Source organism: Azospirillum sp. B510 (genome assembly GCF_000010725.1).
GTDB lineage: Bacteria > Pseudomonadota > Alphaproteobacteria > Azospirillales > Azospirillaceae > Azospirillum > Azospirillum lipoferum_B.
Genome location: NC_013857.1, coordinates 646,150 through 664,335 on the forward strand (window position 1 = coordinate 646,150; position 18,186 = coordinate 664,335).

Annotated in this window: 14 protein-coding genes; 4 read left to right on the forward strand and 10 right to left on the reverse strand. The window is 69.1% G+C overall.

Annotation, left to right across the window (positions count from 1 at the left end; translation table 11 throughout):
* Positions 1-106 precede the first annotated feature (106 nt).
* Positions 107-862, reverse strand: coding sequence for an IS21-like element ISAzs2 family helper ATPase IstB (gene istB, locus AZL_RS27200; protein ID WP_012972684.1), 756 nt, complete (start codon positions 860-862; stop codon positions 107-109).
* 10 nt (positions 863-872) lie between these two features.
* Positions 873-2,387, reverse strand: coding sequence for an IS21-like element ISAzs2 family transposase (istA, locus tag AZL_RS27205; protein ID WP_012973785.1), 1,515 nt, complete (start codon positions 2,385-2,387; stop codon positions 873-875).
* Between the two features lie 154 nt (positions 2,388-2,541).
* Here istA and AZL_RS27210 point away from each other — a divergent pair, with 154 nt between their 5' ends.
* Positions 2,542-3,561 (forward strand): DUF6537 domain-containing protein, encoded by a 1,020-nt coding sequence (locus AZL_RS27210; RefSeq protein WP_012977613.1) that lies wholly within the window; start codon positions 2,542-2,544, stop codon positions 3,559-3,561.
* Positions 3,562-3,591: 30 nt separating this feature from the next.
* On the opposite strand, the gene AZL_RS27215 is transcribed toward AZL_RS27210, so the two are convergent.
* From AZL_RS27215 to bcsA, 6 genes are all read right to left on the reverse strand, one after another.
* Complete coding sequence (locus AZL_RS27215) at positions 3,592-5,268, reverse strand: tetratricopeptide repeat protein (protein WP_012977614.1); 1,677 nt, start codon at positions 5,266-5,268, stop codon at positions 3,592-3,594.
* A gap of 79 nt (positions 5,269-5,347) precedes the next feature.
* Positions 5,348-6,058: a cellulose biosynthesis protein BcsN gene (gene bcsN / locus AZL_RS27220; RefSeq protein ID WP_247894476.1), complete on the reverse strand. Its 711-nt coding sequence runs from the start codon at positions 6,056-6,058 to the stop codon at positions 5,348-5,350.
* 10 nt (positions 6,059-6,068) lie between these two features.
* Positions 6,069-7,928, reverse strand: coding sequence for a hypothetical protein (locus AZL_RS27225; protein ID WP_012977616.1), 1,860 nt, complete (start codon positions 7,926-7,928; stop codon positions 6,069-6,071).
* Positions 7,925-8,971 carry a glycosyl hydrolase family 8 gene (locus AZL_RS27230; RefSeq protein ID WP_012977617.1) on the reverse strand — a complete coding sequence of 349 codons (1,047 nt, stop codon included), beginning with the start codon at positions 8,969-8,971 and terminating at the stop codon, positions 7,925-7,927. Before AZL_RS27230 ends, AZL_RS27225 begins: the two co-directional genes overlap by 4 nt.
* Positions 8,968-11,499 (reverse strand): cellulose biosynthesis cyclic di-GMP-binding regulatory protein BcsB, encoded by a 2,532-nt coding sequence (locus tag AZL_RS27235; RefSeq protein ID WP_247894477.1) that lies wholly within the window; start codon positions 11,497-11,499, stop codon positions 8,968-8,970. Before AZL_RS27235 ends, AZL_RS27230 begins: the two co-directional genes overlap by 4 nt.
* Before the next feature lie 9 nt (positions 11,500-11,508).
* Positions 11,509-13,794 carry a UDP-forming cellulose synthase catalytic subunit gene (bcsA, locus tag AZL_RS27240; protein ID WP_012977619.1) on the reverse strand — a complete coding sequence of 762 codons (2,286 nt, stop codon included), beginning with the start codon at positions 13,792-13,794 and terminating at the stop codon, positions 11,509-11,511.
* Positions 13,795-14,147: 353 nt separating this feature from the next.
* Between bcsA and AZL_RS27245 the strand changes: the two genes are divergently transcribed.
* Genes AZL_RS27245 through AZL_RS27255 form a run of 3 tightly spaced genes read left to right on the forward strand, consistent with a single transcriptional unit; the run spans position 14,148 to position 16,244 of the window.
* Positions 14,148-15,053 (forward strand): AEC family transporter, encoded by a 906-nt coding sequence (locus AZL_RS27245; RefSeq protein WP_247894478.1) that lies wholly within the window; start codon positions 14,148-14,150, stop codon positions 15,051-15,053.
* Positions 15,054-15,067: 14 nt separating this feature from the next.
* Positions 15,068-15,553, forward strand: coding sequence for an OsmC family protein (locus tag AZL_RS27250; RefSeq protein ID WP_012977621.1), 486 nt, complete (start codon positions 15,068-15,070; stop codon positions 15,551-15,553).
* Positions 15,543-16,244, forward strand: coding sequence for a nitroreductase (locus tag AZL_RS27255; RefSeq protein ID WP_012977622.1), 702 nt, complete (start codon positions 15,543-15,545; stop codon positions 16,242-16,244). The genes AZL_RS27250 and AZL_RS27255 overlap by 11 nt, the downstream gene beginning before the upstream one ends.
* Positions 16,245-16,310: 66 nt before the next feature.
* Here the strand turns inward: AZL_RS27255 and AZL_RS27260 are convergent, their stop codons facing one another.
* Entirely contained in the window at positions 16,311-16,712 is a 402-nt protein-coding gene (locus AZL_RS27260) for a response regulator (RefSeq protein WP_012977623.1), read from the reverse strand.
* Between the two features lie 36 nt (positions 16,713-16,748).
* A complete protein-coding gene (locus AZL_RS33675) occupies positions 16,749-18,083 on the reverse strand; it encodes a sensor histidine kinase (protein WP_012977624.1) in 1,335 nt (444 codons plus the stop codon).
* Positions 18,084-18,186 lie beyond the last annotated feature (103 nt).

The window sequence follows — 18,186 nt, forward strand, 5'->3', positions numbered from 1 at the left end:
ACCGTTTCGGCGAAAGCGCCCACCCGAATTGCAAGCTGGTGGGAGCCGGGGCCGAACCCTGGATTTACGTTATGAAGGTTGTGGGTTTGGTTGCCAAGCACCGGCCTTAGGTGTCGGGGGTTTCGCTGGCGGCATCGGCCTTGGTGCGGCGCATGGAGTCGCCATGCAGGTCGATGCGGTAGGCCCGATGCACGAGGCGGTCGAGGATGGCGTCGGCGTAGGTGGCATCGCCGATGAGCCGATGCCAGTTGGCCACGGGAACTTGGGTGGCCAGCATGGTTGCGGCCCGGTCGTGGCGGTCATCGATCACCTCCATCAGGTCCAGGCGCTGAGGCGCGGTCAGCTCGGTCATCGCCCAGTCATCCAGGATCAGCAGGTCGAGCCGGGCGATCCGTCGCAGCAGCCGGGCGAGCGAACCGTCCAGGCGGGCGGTGGCCAGATCGTCCAGCAGGCGGGTCAGCCGGGTGTAGAGTACGCTGTGGCCTTCCCGCGCCGCCTGGTTGCCGAGTGCACAGGCCAGCCAGGTCTTGCCGATCCCGGTCGGGCCGGTGATCAGAACCGGCCGGTTCTCCTTCACCCAGCGCCCGGTGGCCAGCTCGCGCACAACACCGCGATCGAGCCCACGCGGGGTGCGCAGGTCGAGGTCCTCCAGGCAGGCCGTCTGGCGCAGCCGGGCACGTTTCAGTCGGCTGGCGAGTGCGGTGTTGGCGCGCTCTGCCGCTTCCCGCTCGATCAGCGTGCCCAACTGCTCGTCGAAGGCCAGTTGGCCGCGATCGGGCAGGCGTTCCAGCGCCTCCAACCCCTTGGCCATGCCGTACAGCCGCAACTGGCGCAGCCGCTCGTGGTTGACGTGCTTCATCATCGTATCTCCGTCAGTGATAGTAGGAAGGGCCGCGCAGATTGGTGTGCTCGCCGGCACCGGCCGCGTCCGCCGTTGTGGCCGGGGGAGCGGTCAACCAGCGCTGGACGTAGCGGTAGGATCCGACGTTGGCCTCCAGCGCCGCCTGGCAGGCTTGCTCCAGCCGGCTGGTGCCGTGGGTGGCCGCCAAGCGGATCAGGCCGATCCCGGCCCGCACCGCCTGTTCGGGGTGATCGGCGCCGGCCAGGATGCGTTCGAACAGCAGCGCGGCGGCCGGGCCGATGGCGGCCAGTTCGGTCTGGATGGCATCGGGGGTGAAGCGGGCGACGGCCCGGTGGTTGGCGGGGCGATGGGCGTCCAGCGTCACGGTGGCGCCGTCCTGCCGGCGGACATGGCAGGCCATCCGCTTGCCGCGCAGGAAGACGCTGATCACGCCGGCGGTGCTGTGCACGTCGACCGTCTTGCCGATCAGCGTGTGGGGCACCGAGTAGACGCCGCCGTCGAGAGCGAGATGATAGTCGGGCGGGACCTTGTGGCGCGCCCAGGTGCCCGGCACGAAGCGGTCCGGCGGCAAGGGGCGCAGGGTCGGCTGCTCCTCGGCGGCGAACAGGCCGGCGCGCGTGTCCTGCGGCCGGCGGCTCAAGGGAGCGGCATTGAGGGTGGCCAGCTTGTCGCGCAAGGCCGCGTTGGCGGCGTCCAGCGTGGCGAAGGGCGTATCGCGCAGCGGGGCCAGCACCCGCCGCTCGACCTGCTGCACGCCGTTCTCGGCGCTGGGCTTGTCGCGCGGGCGCCGCACCCGGGCCGGCAGGACGGCGGTGCGGTAGTGCCGGGCGAGATCGTGATAAGCCGGGTTGATCGCCGGATCGTAGAAGGAGGCGTGGCTGACGCCGACCTTGAGGTTATCCGGCACCAGCTTGCCCGGCACGCCGCCCAGATGTTCGAACAGCCGGGCGTGGGAGGCCAGCCACTCCTCCGCCTGCTGGGTCCAGGTCGCCTCGGCATAGACGTAGCCCGAATACGGCAGGCAGGCGACAAACACCTGGGCCTGCCGCGCCTCAGCGCCGAGCCCGACGGTCAGCGTCATCCCAGCGTAATCAACCTCGATCGCCGCCCCCGGCCGATGTTCCCGGCGCAGACGCGGCTCGGCATGAGCACCCTGCCATGCCCGGAAATGCTGGACGAATTGGGTGTAGCGATAGCCGCCGGGATGGACCTCCAGGTATTCCTCCCACAGCAGCCGCAGCGTTACGCCACGGCGGCCGAGTTCCCGGCTGATGTGCCGCCAGTCGGGCACCGGGCGCGCCGACGTGACCGGAGGCGGGAACAGCCGCTCCTCCAGCTCGACGTCCGTCCAGCCCAGCACATCCGCGTACTGCAGCCCGGAGGCCCGTAGCCGCTCCAGGTAATCGCGCACGGTGCTGCGCGGCAGCCGGCAGGCATCGGCAATCTGCCGTTGGCTGGCGCCAAACTCATCCCGCAGACGAAGGACTTCTCTGATCCGCCGCATGTCCGACCTCGCTCGGGGCATCCCGATCCTCCTTGGCCTGTGCCGTGGAAAGATCATGGGGATGCCAAAGGCTGGTTCGGACCCCGATACCACCACTCCTACGGGTGGGCGAATTCACCGAAACGGCTGGGCGCTTTCACCGTTCTGCCCGGGCGCTTTCCGCCGTTCCCGCTGGGTGCTTTCCGCCGAAATATGCATCGCCCCGACCGGCGCCTTCACCCGCGACGGCAACAAACTGCCCGACGCCGGATCCCTGCTGCGCTCCCTGCGCCGGGCCGCCGGACCCGACCGGGTGGAGGTGGTGGACGCCAACCGGGTGGTCACCGCCCTGTTCGGCGACAGCATCCTCGCCAACGTCTTCCTGATGGGCGTCGCCTTCCAGAAAGGGTTGCTGCCGGTCGGGCTGGAGGCGTTGACCCGCGCCATCGAGCTGAACGGCACCGGTGTCGCCGCCAACCTGCGCGCCTTCGCCTTCGGCCGGCTCGCCGCGCATCGGCCGGAATTGCTGGCGGCCCTTGGCACGGAGGAACAGGCTCCCGCGACCGACCTCGCCACCATCGTCGAGCGTCGCGCGGACTTCCTGACCGCCTATCAGGATCGCGCCTATGCCGACCGCTTCCGCGCGCTGGTGGAACGGGCACGCCGGGCCGAAGCGCGCGTCGCTCCCGGCTCGACCGCGCTGGCCGAGGCGGTGGCGCGCAGCGCCTTCCAGCTGATGGCCTACAAGGACGAGTATGAGGTGGCCCGCCTGCACAGCGATCCGGCCTTCCGCAAAAGCCTGGAGGACCGGTTCGAGGGCGACTGGAAGCCGCTCTTCCACCTCGCCCCGCCCCTGCTGGCGCGGCGGACCAACGGCCATGGCGCGCCGCGCAAGATGACGCTGGGCGCCTGGATCCTGCCGGTCTTTCGTGGTCTGGCGGCGCTGAAACGGCTGCGCGGCACGGCGCTGGACCCGTTCGGCCGAACGGCGGAACGCAGGATGGAACGCGCCCTGATCGCCCGCTACGAGGCGACGGTGGCGGAGATCGCCGGGCGGCTGTCGGCCGACCGGCTCGCCATCGCGGTGGAGCTGGCGGCATTGCCCCAGCAGATCCGCGGCTTCGGCCCGGTCAAGCAGCGCGCGGTCGAGGCGGTGGAGCCGCGCTGGCGGGCGCTTGAACAAGGGTTGCGGGACCGACCGGCGCAGGCGGCGTGAAGCAGGCGGCGTGAAGGCCGCCCCGCATCGCTATTTTTCCAGGAAATGCAGGAAGGGGAAGGCTTCGAAATCGAACCGGATCAGACGCGGTGCGGCACCGCTGCGCGCCAGATGGTCATGGGTGCAATAGGGGGCCGCCTGATCCAGCCCCCAGAACGCCCGCCCCTGGTCGAAATGCCGGCCGATATAGGCGACGACGAGGTCCAGATAGCGCAACGCGGCGGGCGTCCGGTTGAAAGCGAGGAAGCCGGCGAGGAAATCACGCGTCGGCCCGCGTCGGCGGCGGTCCTGCATCACCGCGACGTCCCAGTCCGGCCACTCCGCCATCGCCGCCCCCGGATCGGCGAGCAGATGGGCATCGAGATCGACCTGGATCACCGGCCCCGCGCCCCGCCGCAGGAGCTGCCGCGTCACCGCGAAGCGGGCGGAGGCGAAATAGGTCAGCCGCACCGGCTCCGGCAGGCCGCCGAGATCGATGGTCTCGAAGGACAGCGACAGCGCTCCATCCCCCTCCCCCGCCAACCGCATCAGATCCATTTCGATGGCGCCGGACGGGTTGACGACATGGACATGCAGGGCGCAGGTCCCCGCCCGCTCCCGCCATGTGGCAAGGAAACCGGCGCCGAACCGGCGCCAATACTCCCCATCGCACCCCACCAGCAGGATCGCCCTCCCATCGGCCTTGGGCGGAACCGGCAGGCGGCGGCCGGCGCGGGTGAAGCAGGCCGGCGGCTCGACGGTCAGACGCTCGAAGAAGGCCGGCTCGCTACGCACCATCGACCACAGCAGCATCTCGAAATCGGCGGCGATCTCCGGCGGGGTCCAGTGACGGGCGTATTTGCGGAAATAGCGGCAGGCGAGGTCGAGCCGCTCCCGCCGATAGAGGTGATAGCAGACCACCGACAGGGCGACGCTGTCCCTGGTCTCCACCATCAGGCGCCGCCGCCCGATGGCGGCGGTCCGCTCCAGCGTCCCATCGTCCATCACCCCGGTCTGAATGGCGACGATGGCGGTGCCGAACAGGTTCTTCGCGGCATCGGCGTGCCCGGCGGTGGCGGCACTGGCGAAACAGGCGATGGCCTCCGTCATCGCCGCGCGGTCGACCAGACTCCGGGCGGTCGCGAGCCCGGCGTCCATCAGCCGGCTCGCCGCCAGCCGGCATTGGCCCAGCCGGTAAAGGCAATCGGGACGGCCGGGCTGGAGCGTGTCGAGGCGCCGGTACAGCATTTCCGCCTCCGCCGTCCGGTCCAGGGCATAGAGACAGTCGCCGAGCCGCAGCAGATAGCTGTCGCTGTCCGGCGCCAGCCGCAAGGCCCGGCGCAGAGCGCCCGCCGCACCATCGCCGTCGCCAAGGTCGGTCAGGGCACCGGCGAGGTTGCCGAACGGCTTGACCCAGCCGGGATCGATCGCCATCGCGGCCCGGTGATGCCCGGCCGCCGGCGATGCCAGGTTCACCGCCCGCAATGCCGATCCGAGATTGTCATGGTAAGCGGCGCACAGGGGATCCCGCCTGATCGCCTCGCCGATCAGGCGCACCGCCTCGGCCGATTCCCCGGACTGGTGGTGCAGCACGCCCAGCAGATGCCACGCATCGGCGACGGCCGGAGCCGCCTCGATGATCTTCCGGTAGATGTCCGCCGCCTCGGCCAGCCGGTTGCCCTGATGCAGGCCGACGGCCAGGCGCAGCGCTTCGGATACGGTGGTCATCGCGGGCGGGCCCTGAACTCTGGAGACGCGGGTCCACCCCTGATTACAGCAAAGGGACGCGGCTGTCCCGCCCGCTCCCCTACAGTCCGCCCAGATCCTGCGCTTCCAGCACCGTTTCCGGCAGGGTCAACGACAGGCCGTCGAAGGGCGCCAGCAAGGCCCGGATGTTGGAACCGACGCCGCAAACCCGGTATTCCAGCCGCACCGCCTCGATCCGCTCCGGCAGCATCCGCTTATGGTCGGTGATCAGCTGCCAGGCCAGGACGCAGCTGTTCGCCTCGTCCTGGGCGACGACATAGTCATAGTCGCCATAGCGGTTGCGGCGGGCGGCGTCGGCGACCTTCACGCGCATGTCGGGAAATTCGTGCCGCGTCGTCTCCGTCAGCGTTTCCATCGTATAGAGCGGCACGGGGAAAACGCGCGGTGGCTGGACCAGGGCGCCGAACAGGCTGTCGGGCAGGGTGTGGACGTCGATGGTCAGGCGGTTCTCGCCGGGCAGGATCGTCGGGTTGGCCAACGCCACGATGTAGGTCTTGTAGACGGCGCCGGTATCGCGCATGCGGGCGGCGACGATGGAGAAGTCACGGCTGTCCGGCAAGGTCACCGGCAGCGCCGCCGGCTGGATCCGCCGCCAGGGCGTGGGCGTCTGGGTCAGATTGTCACGAACCCAGCCGGCGCAGCCGGAGGTCAGCAGGGTTGCCGCGGCCAGCACCGTCCACAGCGCGGCATTGCGCCAACGGCGCCGGGCCATGGGGAACCGCGGGGCGGCGGATGTCGGAGTCTCGGGCATCGGGGCTCCCTCACCAGTCATGGTAGATCGTCTTCCAGGTGACGCTCACGCCCTCGCGCGACTCCGGCGTGCTCAGCCGGTCGTCGATGGACTTGAATTGCCGGTAGGCCTCGTCATAGCGCCAGAGGTTGTACAGCGCCCAGCCGCGCAGGATGCCGAGATTCCGCGGTTCCGGCTCCAACTCCTTGCGGGCGTCGAGAAGACGCAGCACGTCGTTGTAGCGCTTGTCCTCCAGCGCCCGGTTCGCCTCCGTCGCCATCAGGGCGGCACGGATTTCCGCCTTCTGCGCCGGGGTCATGTTGGCGCGCGGCAGATCACGGGTCAGGCCGGCGGTGTCGCCGGTCGCCAGCCGCGCCACGGCCTGACCATAGGCGTTCTCCTGCGCCGGCGTCGCCGCCTGCGGCAGGCCCGTGGCCGAAAGAGTGCGACCGGACGCCTGGGCGGAGTCCTGACCCGACGCGGACGACGACGCCGGCGCCCCAGCCTTGGCCGGCGCCTTGGCCGGTTCGCGCGCGGCCAGGGTCTGCGCCTCGGCGAAGGCGGCTTCGGCCTCCGACGGGCGTTTCAGCTCCAACAGGCACCAGCCGCGTTGCTGCACCAGGGCGGCGGTCGGGCCGCTCCTGGAGATGGTGTTGCGGATGATGGCGAGGCATTCGGCGAAATCATGGCGGGCCAGAGCCCGGTCCAGCTCGCTCGGTCCCTGCGGCGCGCCGCGCCCGCCCGACGCGGGCGCGCGCGGCGGATCGACCGCCTTCAGCGCCTGATCGACGCGGCTCGACTTCCCCTTCCACGGGGCGGCGGCGGCACGGGCCTGCGCCTTCTCGCCCAACCCGTTGTAGGCGAGGACCAGCCCTTCCGCCGCCTTGTCGGACGGCGCCCAGCCATTGGCCTGGGAGAACCAGGATTGCGCCTCGGCGAAATTCCTCTGCTTCTGGAAATACCAGCCGAGCGCGATGGCGCCGTCGGCATCCTGCTTGTCGCGGATGATCCCCTGGACCCGCGACAGGTCGGCCGCAGACAGGGCTCCCGCTTTGGCCCCCGGTTTGGCGTTGCCCAGCCGCTCCAGCAGTCGGCCGGTCTCCAGCTCCGCCTCCGCGGTGCGGACGGTGGAGTAATCCTCCCCGGTCGCCGGATTGGCGGTGGCGCCCAGCGCGCTCAGCTCGCGCAGCCGGTCGGGGCCGAAATAGCGCGACGCCTTGAAGATGGTGTCGCGCCGCTCCTTCGCCTTGGGGCAGGTGGTGACGATGGTCTTGTAGGTGTCGAAGGCACGGTCGGTCTGCTTCAGCTCGGCATAGGCCTCCGCCAGCCGCCAGGCATTGTCCAGCCGGTTGCAGGCCACCGCCTCCGGGGTCGCGGCGGCGGCATCGACCACATCCTGCCAGCGCTTGGTATCGCTGGCGGACCGGATGCGCCCGGCGCTCTCGGCGAGGTCCATCTCCTGAAGCAGCTTTTCCGATGGCCGCCAGGAGGGGGACTTGCGCCGCTGTTCGGCCACGGCCGCCCGCGCCTCCGCCACCTTGCCGGCGGAAAGCAGGCTCCAGAACGGAGACTCGTCGACGCCCGGGGTGGTCGGCTGCGGCGCGAACAGGTCCTTCGGCGGTTCCCAACCGGGATCGAGTGCCCGCAGGCGGGCGATCTCCGCCTCCAGCCGCTCGCCGTCGCCGATGCGGGCGTAGTAACGCAACGCCGTCTCGTCCACCTTGCCGGCGGCGGGGGCGGAGCCGCTGCCGGGGGCGGGCGCCACCTCCACCTTCACGCCGGGGGCGAGCGCGCGGGCGCCGCCGTTCGACTGCGCGCGGGCGTCGGTCAAGCCGGCGGTCACGGCGATGCCGGCGAGGACAAGGGCTGGAAGCAGGAGAGGACGGCTCACGGATCGATTCCCAGGCTTTGTGCCGCCAGCGCTGACAGATGGGCCAAGGTGGCGGAGTAGTAATCGTCGTCCGGCGCCGGCGGCGGCACCGTCACCGCATCGCCGTTTCCCGCCAGCCGGCAGGCCAGCCGGTAGACCGCCAGCATGCCGACCGACGCCGCCACCTGGGTGGTGGTGCCGCCCGGCAACGAGACGGTGGCGGGAACCGCCTTGCCGCCGAACTTCGCCGCCAGACTGGCGTAGGGGTGGAAATAATAGGGATCGCGGTAGCCGTCCCAGGCCAGATAGAGCGGAACCCGGATGGCGTCATAGCCATACTGCTTCTTGAAGCCGTCGGCGATGCCCACCGTCCCGGCGGCATCCAGCGTCATCCAGTCCGGCGGCAGCTGGAACTCGCCGAAGCGCGCCTTGGACAGCAGGATCAGCCCGGAATCGGTCAGCCGGTTCCAGCGCTCGCCGCCGGCCAGGGCGGCGAAGGCGCGGATGGCCGGAAAGATCCAATAGCTGGGATTGAGGACCAGCGTGTCGCCCTTGCGGAAGCCGTCGCGCCCCGGCAGCAGGACGGTCAGCCCCGCCTGCTCCACCAGCAGCCCGGCGGCCAGCGCCTTGACGATGGCGGTCGCGGCGGAGCGGTAGGCTTCGGCCTGCCAGACCTCGGCGGCGCGCAGCAGCGCCCAGGCGATCAGCATGTCGCCATCCGACGCGTTGTTGCGGTCGGCGACCCCGCCATCCGGCGTCCAGCGCCAGGCGACCAGACCGTCGCCGCGCACCATCAGCACGCGTTGGGTCCAGCCCCACAGCCGGTCGAAGGCGGCGTGGTCGCCGGCCGCCGCCGCCAGCAGCATGCCGTAGCCCTGCCCTTCGGAATGGCTGATGCCCTTGTTGCCGGTGTCGACGATGCGCCCCTCCGGCAGCAGGAAGCGCTCGGCATAGCGGCGCCACGCGGCCGCGTCGAACGGGGCGGCCCGTGACGTCCGCGGCAGCGCCGCGGCCAGTCCAAGGGCCGCCGTTCCGATCAAGACCCCGCGACGCGATGCCGTCATGACCCGCTCCGTTCCCGATGCCCGCTCTTCAGCAGCAGGCGCATGCTGGCCGTCAGCACGACCCCCGTCCCCAGCAGCAGGGCGAACAGAAGCTCGATCCGCTGCGACAGGTTGCGGGCCAGAATCAGGATCAGATTGCCGATGTCAAAGGGATTGAGAATGATTTGGTAAGGATGCGACGCTTCCAGGCTGGTGACGGCAGGCGCGGCGCTGCTCCACAGCGCCCCGCCGCCGCGCAGCTTGTCCCAGGATCCGGCATCGCCCAGGCTGCGCATCGCCCGGTCGATGGCGCGCGAATCGGCCGCGGTCAGCAGCGTCCAGGTCAGCGGCTCCGCCCCCTGCCCCCGATATTGCAGCAGGGCCGCCTCCGGCAGCATGTCGGCGTTCTCGGTCAACGCCACGACGTCGATCTGCGCCTCCTCCACCGTCCAGTGGCTGATATAGCGCGCCGCCGCCGCCATGACCCGCCGTGCCCAGTCCGGCACCCAGCTCCGCCCGCCGCCGGACTGCTCCTTGGCATCGCCGGCCAGGCGCTGCCAGCGGTTGCTGGCGCCGCCGTCGGCCGCCAGGGCCGAGCCCGCCAGGGCGAACGGCTGCCCCGGACTCTGCGGCGTCCCCGCCCCCGGCCGCGCCGTGGGCGGACGGGCGCCGTTGCCGGACCAACCCAGCCGCAGCCGCTCCGCCAGGGCGCGGCGGTCGGCGCTCGCCATCGGTTCGCCGCGGGCCTTGGCCTGGGCGATCAGGGAGCCGGCCTCCAGAAGGCTGGCCAGACGGTCGGCTGGAAGCGGGGCGGAGGCGAAGACGGCCTGTGGCAGTGCCGCGACCGGGCCGACGATCAGGGCATTGTCGTCCGGCACGCCGTCCCAGCCGACATAGGGCACCACCGCCATCAGGTCACCCGCCCGCTGCGCCAGCTTGGCGGTCAGGCTCCAGGCCGCCCCGAACCAGGCGGGATCGCGCCCGACGACGACAAGGTCGAAGGGCGGCGCATGCTCTCCCGCGGCCATGCCGCCATAGGGGAAGGCGGTGTTGGCGAAGCCGCCGAGATTGGGCAGCGTGACCAGCCGGGCGAAGCCGGGGATTTCGATGCTGGAGCTGTCCAGCAGGGTGAAGCCCGGGCGCCGCACCGCGAAGACGCAGTCGGTGCCGCCGGCCGGCGGCAATTCCGCCTCGATCTCGATCTGGTTGGGGCCGGGCCGGAACAGCTCCATCGGCAGCGGCATCTCGCCATTGTCGATCACGCCGCTGGACCGCTTGTCGACCTCGATGGCGCCGGCCGACTTGCCGTTCACCCGGACGTTCAGCACGGCGCCGGGGCCGAGATTGCCCTCGAACACGGCGTTGACATGGAACAGGATGGAGCGGTCGCTGACCGGGGCGAAGCCAACCGGCAGGGTCAGGCCGATGCGGCCGCTATAACGATAGCCGCTGTGCTGCACGGTCCGGAAGCCCAGCTCCGACAGGTGGTAGCGTCCTTCCACCTGCGCCGGCGCGGTCGGCGGGACCGCCGGCGCCCTCGCGTCGGTCACGATCATGGCGGTTTGCGTCGGCAGCGGCCGGGACAGATCGGCAAGCCGCATCACCGCCTGGTCGACCTCCTGCTGCGTCCGGCCGGAGGCGACGGCGACGAAGCCGCCACGCAGGGAATCGGCGCTCCCGCCGGTGGTGGCGGAAACGGGATAGACGGCAAGGAATGGGCCGCTGATGGCGGCGGCGCGCGTCTCGCCCAACAGCGGGGCGATGCGGTCGCGGGTACCGATCAGGATGTTCTTGCTGCCCGGCAGGGGCAGGCTCTCCAACGTCGGCGCCACACCGCCCGCCGGCTTCACCGGAACCGCCACCACCCGCGGGGTCTGATCGCCCAGCAGCAGGCCATAGGACTGCGCCACCATGGAGCCCCAGCCGAGATGATCGGCGTCGATCTCGCTGCCGGGTTGGAGGATCGCCAGCGGCTCGCGCGCGCGGTCGGCCGCGGCCAGAAGCTGACGGATCATCGCCAGGTCCGGCTCCGGAACGCCGCCATCCGACAAAAGGGTCAGCGACGAGGCGGCCAGATTGACCCGCGCCCACAGGTCATAGGTGCCGCGCACCGTGCAGATGGCGCGGTGCTGGGCGCTGGTCTGGAAGACGATCTGGTTCTCGCCGGGACGGATCAGGTTGGCCGGCAGGGTGATGGAGGCGTTGACCGGCCCCTTGAAGGCGGAAAGCGGCAGATCCGCCACCGGCGCGCCATTGATGAAGACCGACAGCGCCCCCTTCTCGGGCAGGATGTCGATGCCGTTCTCGTAGGTCAGCGTCAGCATGGCCGACGCCAGCCCGATCACCGGCGGCAGGACGGCGCGCAGAGCCACCGTCTCCGTCTCGCCGTTGAGGGTGACCTCGGGCTGGCCGTCACGCAGGTTCGACAGCGGGATCACCCGCCGGTCGGCCGCCGACACCGGCGCCGCCCAGCCGGCCCAGAGGCACAGAACCGCCAGGGAAGCCAGCAGCATCCTGGCCCGCCGGCCCGCGCCGGTATGGTTGCGCATGCCCGCCATCTAGGGAGCCTGGAAGGTCAGGATGCGGCGCAGCGCGCCGGGCAGGGCCAGCAGCACATGCCCCAGCCGCGGCACCACCCGCGTGGCGAAGAACAGCAGCCCGCCGAAGAAGGTCGGCGCGGCCACCCGCTTGCGGTCGAGGACGCTGTCCCAGCCGACGCTGTTGCCGAAGACGAAGCGCGCCATCTCCACGATGTCCTGGCGGTCGCGCGGGGCGAATCCGGCACCGACCGCCAACTCGCCGTTGCGCGGCTCGATGCGGGAGATGCGCACGCCGGTGGTCGTCGCCGCCTCCGTCTCGGTCGCGGCGATGGTCAGCACCGGCGTCTGGTCGGGCAGGCTCAGCAGGTCGCGCCAGCTCGGCTCGACCACAAGGCCGACACCACCGGCCGACACGTCGGCGACCGTCAGGTCGATGCTGGTGCCATCGGCGAATTTCAGCACCGCCGGACGGTCGACGGTGAAGCGTTCCTGGCGCCGGACACGCTTGCGCTCATAGACGACGGCGAGACCGCCGAGCGCCAGCAGGAGGCTCAGGGAGCACCACACCGCCACCGGAACGATGGCGGCACGGTGTTCGGGGAACAGGTAATAGCGCCAGCCGCAGGCGACCAGCCCGGCGGTCAGCAGCAGCGTGGTGACGATGAAGGGGGTGGCGAGCGGGGAGAAGCCGTCGCCCTCCACCGACTGGCCCTTGGCCGTGACCTTGAACACCGGGTCGCGCGGCCGGATCATCGTCGCCAGCGCCGCGCGGGAGACATGGAAGGACTGAAGATACTCGTACAGTTCCGAGAACAGCGGCCAGCGCATCCGTCCATGCAGGAACTGCGACAGGAAGGCGGCGGCGAAGACATGCGGAATGACGAAACAGGCGAAGTCCGGCAGATTGATGCGGTAGATCTCCAGCCCGAACAGGGCGTAGCACAGCGGCGACAGCAGGAAGATCGGCCGCCAGAACCAGAAGAACCAGTACATCATGGTGCTGAGGTAGCACAGCCGCTGCGCGATGGTCAGCCCACGCTTGAACAACGGGTTCTTCAACAGGAACAGCTGGACCATGCCCTGGGTCCAGCGCGATCGCTGGGCGATGAAGCTGTCGAAGGTCTCCGGCTGGAGACCGGCGATCAGCGGACGGGGCAGATAGACGCTGCGCCAGCCGCGCGCATGCAGTTCCAGCGCCGTCTCGCAATCCTCGGTCACGGTGTCGCCGCTGAAGCCGCCGACCTCCTCCAGCGCCGCGCGGCGCAGGATGGCGGCCGATCCGCAGAAGAACGACCCGTTCCAACGGTCGAGCCCCGGCTGGATCGAGTAATAGAACATCTCGTTCTCGCTCGGCATCCGTTCGAAGGTGCCGAGGTTGTATTCGACCGGGTCGGGATTGACGAAGAAATGCGGCGTCTGGACCAGGAACAGGCCGGAATCCCGCTGGAAGAATCCCACCGTCGCCTTGAGGATGCCCACCGTCGGGACATGGTCGGCATCCAGGATCAGCACGAGATCGCCCGATGTCTTCTGGAAGGCGTGGTTGATGTTGCCGGCCTTGGCATGCTCGTTGCGCGGCCGGCTCATGTAGATGACGTGCAGCCGTTCGCACAGCGCCGTCAGCGTCTCGCGCCGTTCCTTCGCCGCGGCGGCCAACTCGGGGTTGGCCTGGGCCAGCTTCTGATCGGTGCCGCCGTCGTCCAGCAGATAGACGGTCAGCTTGTCGCGCGGATAATCGATGGAGACCGCGGCGGCCAGCGTCGTCTCAAGCAGTTCCGGCTCCTCGTTGTAGGAGGGAATGTAGACGTCGACGCTGGGCCAGGAGGCCGGATCGCCCGTCGGTGCCGCCGGTTCGCGCTCGAGCGGATCGATGATCACGAACAACGATGTCAGGAACAGCACGAAGGACAGGGCTTCGGCGGCGAACAGGGTGACGCCGGGAACGAAATTCACCAGATCGTCCCCCGGCGGCAGCGTGCCGGTCAGCCGCCAGAAGAAATAGCGGAAGGTGACGAAGGCCAGCAGCAGCACGGTCAGGGTCCGGGCATGCCAGAACCGTTGGGAGAAGCGCCCCAACACGAAAGCCGCCACAACCACACCGGCTGAGATCGCGGCACTTGCAAATCTTCCAACGGGCAGGGCCGCCAGCGCAAGAAACAAACCCGCAGACAACAACAATAGAATCCACAGCAAGACAGAACGCAATGAAAACCTGCGGTTGTTCAGGCTGGCCTGTCGTTTGGTTTGCTGCGCCCTGTTGTTCATAGGTCGAACAACGGTCTTGGCATCGGACGAAGTTGTCATACGAATCCGCAGAATGAGGCCATCGCACCCTAGTGTGAGTCCCCATTATCGCTCAAGCTTCGTTACAAATCGTTACCTGTATTAAGCAAATATCGCTTAAAAGCTATCTTTGTTCCTCAGGTACAATCCCAATTGCGAACCAACCGCGACACATGCGCGCAGGCCGGAGCGCCGGAAGGGCCACGACTCGGGCAGGGTCGGCAGACGCTCGGGCGATGCCGCAACCGGTTCCTTTGCGCGGCAGCCTTGCGCGATGGCCGATGTCTGCGGGGATGACGCGGGACGGGATTGCCGCCAAGGTGGCGGACAATTCGCCTGTCCCTCAACCAAGACGCTGTCCTCCTCCGGTTTCCATGCCCATTTCAATGCCCAGCCTCGCCCTGCTGTCCGATGCGTTCGCCGTCCTGGCCCCGGTTTTCGTGGTGGCCGCCTTGGGCTATGGCTGGACCCGCGGAAAGCTGCCCTATGACAGCGCCTTCATCACCACCTTCGCGATCAACGTGTCCTCGCCCTGCCTGGTCTTCTCCGCCTTGACCCGGTTGCATCTGTCAGCCGATGTGATGGGGGAGATGGCATTGGCGGCGACGGCCTGCATGGCGCTGACGGCGCTGGCCTCGGTGCCGGTGCTGCTGGCGACGGGATTGTCGCTGCGGGTCTATGTGCCGGCGATGGCCTTCCCCAACGCCGGCAATCTGGGATTGCCGGTCTGCCTGTTCGCCTTCGGGGAAAACGGTCTCAGCCTCGCCGTGCTGTTCTACGCGGTGATGTCGGTCGGCCAGTTCACGTTGGGGCCGGCGCTGGCGGCCGGGCGTTTCGACCTGGGACAGATGGCGCGGACGCCGACGATCTACGCGGTGGCGCTGGCGGTGGCGATCCAATTGGCCGGGCTGCCATTGCCGGTCTGGATCGGCAACAGCACGACCCTGCTCGGCAATTGCGCCGTGCCGCTGATGCTGTTCTCGCTGGGGGTGGCGCTGTCGAAGCTTCGGTTGTCCGGAGCGCTGCGGGCGCTGTCGATGTCGGGCTTCCGGCTGGCGGTGGGCTTCGCCATGGGGCTGCTGGTGGCCTGGGCGATGGGGCTGACCGGCGCGGCGCGCGGCGTGGTGCTGGTGCAAAGCTCCATGCCGGTGGCGGTCTTCAACTATCTGTGGGCGCTGCGCTACGGCAACGCGCCGGAGGATGTGGCGGGCATGGTGCTGGGCTCCACCACCATGGCCTTCATCGGCCTGCCCGCGCTTCTGATGATCGTGATGGAATAGGAGGGACGAGGGTCATGGCGCATAGGGAACACCGCTACGCCGTCCGGCTCGACTGGACCGGCAATCTCGGCACCGGCACATCGGCCTACCGGGCCTACAGCCGCGACCATGCGTTGTGCGCCGGGACGAAGCCGGCGATTCCCGCGACGTCCGACCCGGCCTTCCGCGGCGATCCGGCACGCTGGAACCCGGAGGAACTGCTGGTCGGCGCCCTGTCCTCCTGCCACCAGCTCTGGTATCTGCATCTCTGCTCGGCCGCCGGGATCGTCGTCACCGCCTATTCCGACGACGCCGAGGGGCTGATGGCGGAGGAGGCCGACGGCGCCGGCCAGTTCACCGCCGTCCTGCTGCGGCCGCGGGTGACCCTGGCTCCCGGATCGGACGCGGATGCGGCACTCGCCCTGCACCATCAGGCGGCGGAGAAATGCTTCATCGCCCGCTCCGTCAACTTTCCGGTCCGGCATGAGCCCAGGGTGGAGGTCGCGAACGATGGCCATTGATCCGAACGGAAGCTCCCCTCCCCTGCCCGTCCTGGACGCCGTCGGCGGCCGGCGCAGCGTCCGCGCCTTCCTGCCGACCCCGGTGGAGCGGGAGACGGTGCTGCGCATCCTGGATCTCGCCGCCCGCGCGCCGAGCGGCTCCAACATCCAGCCCTGGAAGGTGCACGCCATCGCCGGAGCGGCGCGGGACGCCCTGTCGGCGGAGTTGCTCGCCGCTCACGAGGCAGGAGAACCGGAGATCGCCGAATATCCCTATTACCCGGAAAGCTGGCGGGAACCCTATCTCGGCCGACGGCGGGCGGTCGGCTGGGCTCTCTATGGGGCGCTCGGCATCGGCAAGGGCGACCGCGACCAGATGGCGCGCCAGCATGGCCGCAACTGGCTGTTCTTCGGCGCGCCGGTCGGGCTGTTCTTCGCCATCGACCGCGACATGGGCAAGGGCGGCTGGCTCGACCTCGGCATGTTCATGCAAAATGTCATGCTCGTCGCCCGCGGCTTCGGGCTGGAGACCTGCCCGCAGGCGGCCTTCTGCTATCGCCACGCCATCACCGCCCGCCATTTGGGGCTGCCCGACACCGAAATCATCGCCAGCGGCATGGCGCTGGGCTTCGCCGACTGGTCGGCCCCGGAAAACAGCTTCCCGACTGAACGCGAAGCGGCCTCCTCCTTCACCCGTTTCACCGGCTTCTGATAGCGGGTTCGGAAAGGGTCGGAACCCGCTATCGCCCGCGACCGCGGGCGCGGCGCATGATTCCCGTCATTGCAGCCTGACGAACCCGTTCGGCGCGGTCGCGGCCGGCGCGCAGGGCGACAGCAACGCGGAGACGAAGGCGGCGGTCTGGACCAGAACCCGCGGCGAGAAGGGCTTGGCGATATAGCCAAGGCCAAGCCCACCGGCCTGGGCCTTGTTGGGCGGGTTCCCGGTGGCGAAAACGCAGGGAATGCCCATCATCTTCAATTCCCGCGCGACATCGAGCCCGCTGGACCCGTTGGCCAGCTTGATGTCGACGAAGGCCATGTCCGGCTTCTCCCGTCCGGCCAGGGCGACGGCGGTGGACAGATCGTCGGCGATCCCCGTCACCTCGTGACCAGCGGACTGGAGCGTCAGGGACACACCCTCCGCGATCAGATATTCATCCTCTATAATCAATATCTTCATTGCTTCTTTATAACTTTTCCAAGATCTCCGGAAGCATCACGCCTGGGTTGGCGTCCGCGACTTCATGGGGAAAGTTAAAAGGAAGCGTGTCCCCGGAGTCAAATGCTCGATCTCCAACCGACCCCGGATCTGCCGTGTCAGATTGCGGACAGTGTTCAGGCCAAAGCCGCCGCCGCTGCTCGCGACCTCCTCGGGCAGACCGATTCCGTCATCCGCGACATCGATATGGACCTCGTCGCCATCCACTCCCAGATCCACCCTGACGGTGCCCGGCCGACCGCCGGGAAAGGCATGCTTGTAACTGTTGGCCAGCAACTCGTTGACGATCAGCGCCACCGGAACGGCGGTATCCACCGGTGCGGGCAGCGGCAGGGGGACCGTGACGGTCATCGCCGGCTCGCCGGAGCCCATGGCCGGAACGGCGTTCTCGGCGATGCTGCGGATCAGGTCCGACAGTTCGACCATGTCATGCACCGCCCCTTCGCCATAGAGGTGGCGGTGGACCTCGGCGATCGCCAGCACGCGGCCGCTGCTGTCCAGCAGCTCCTGCCGCACGTCATGGCTGCGATGCTTCAGCGCCTGGGTCCGGAGCAGGTTGGCGACGATCTGAAGCGAGTTCTTGACCCGGTGGTTGACCTCCTCGAGCAGCCCCCTGTTCTCCCGCAAGGCGGCCGCCAGCGCCTGCCCCTCCGCCCGCTCGGCCTGATAGTCGCGCTCCAGCCGGCGGACGGTCGAATAGCCGAGCCAACCGGTGCCCACCACGAAGACCAGCCCGTAGGCGACCATCAGCAGTTCCAGCAGGGTGGCATGGTGGCTGCGCCGGTCGAGCAGCCTGTCCTCCTCCGCCCGCATGGTGGCGGTCAGCCGCCGGGTCTCCGCCGTCGCGGCGGCGCCCATCCCGCTGGCGACGGCACCTGCCCGAACCATCGCCAGCGCCCGCTCCAGCCCCGCCTCGTCCGCCTGCCGCAGGACCTCGGCCATTCCGTTCAGCCGGTCGGCGGTCAGCGACCGCAGGGACTTCACCGTGTCCTGTTGCACCGGGTTGTCGGCGGTCAGCGCTCCGATGCGGTCGAGCAGCATCCGGCTGCGCTCCGTCTCCTCCTGGTAAAAAGTCAGATGACGGCGGTCGAGCGACAGCAGATATCCGCGCTGGCTCGATTCCGCCTCGGACAGGGCGGATTGCAGTTCCTGGACGGTGGAGATGACCGTGTGGGTGTGGTCAACCCACTCGATGGCGCGGCGATACTCGACAAAGACCGCGACGAGAACCAGAAAGCCGACGAACAGCCCGCCGAACAGCAGCGCCGATAGCCTGACCGCCCGTGCGCGCGCGGCACGGCGGGCAAGACTGGCATAGGTGGTGTTGGGCATGGACCGTTCCCGCTTCGGGCCGTCGATCTTGAGCGATCGTCAGGCCGGCGACCCGCACAGTTTGGAGTGTCCCCTACCGCCAGCATTGACGTGGGTCAAGAAA

Coding starts and splice junctions, on each gene's coding strand:
- istA (WP_012973785.1), bottom strand. CDS start 2,387: ATGCCCCGAGCGAGGTCGGACATGCGGCGGATCAGAGAAGTCCTTCGT.
- AZL_RS27230 (WP_012977617.1), bottom strand. CDS start 8,971: ATGACGGCATCGCGTCGCGGGGTCTTGATCGGAACGGCGGCCCTTGGA.
- AZL_RS27215 (WP_012977614.1), bottom strand. CDS start 5,268: ATGACCACCGTATCCGAAGCGCTGCGCCTGGCCGTCGGCCTGCATCAG.
- AZL_RS33675 (WP_012977624.1), bottom strand. CDS start 18,083: ATGCCCAACACCACCTATGCCAGTCTTGCCCGCCGTGCCGCGCGCGCA.
- AZL_RS27245 (WP_247894478.1), top strand. CDS start 14,148: ATGCCCATTTCAATGCCCAGCCTCGCCCTGCTGTCCGATGCGTTCGCC.
- istB (WP_012972684.1), bottom strand. CDS start 862: ATGATGAAGCACGTCAACCACGAGCGGCTGCGCCAGTTGCGGCTGTAC.
- AZL_RS27260 (WP_012977623.1), bottom strand. CDS start 16,712: ATGAAGATATTGATTATAGAGGATGAATATCTGATCGCGGAGGGTGTG.
- AZL_RS27255 (WP_012977622.1), top strand. CDS start 15,543: ATGGCCATTGATCCGAACGGAAGCTCCCCTCCCCTGCCCGTCCTGGAC.
- bcsA (WP_012977619.1), bottom strand. CDS start 13,794: ATGACAACTTCGTCCGATGCCAAGACCGTTGTTCGACCTATGAACAAC.
- AZL_RS27250 (WP_012977621.1), top strand. CDS start 15,068: ATGGCGCATAGGGAACACCGCTACGCCGTCCGGCTCGACTGGACCGGC.
- AZL_RS27235 (WP_247894477.1), bottom strand. CDS start 11,499: ATGCGCAACCATACCGGCGCGGGCCGGCGGGCCAGGATGCTGCTGGCT.
- bcsN (WP_247894476.1), bottom strand. CDS start 6,058: ATGCCCGAGACTCCGACATCCGCCGCCCCGCGGTTCCCCATGGCCCGG.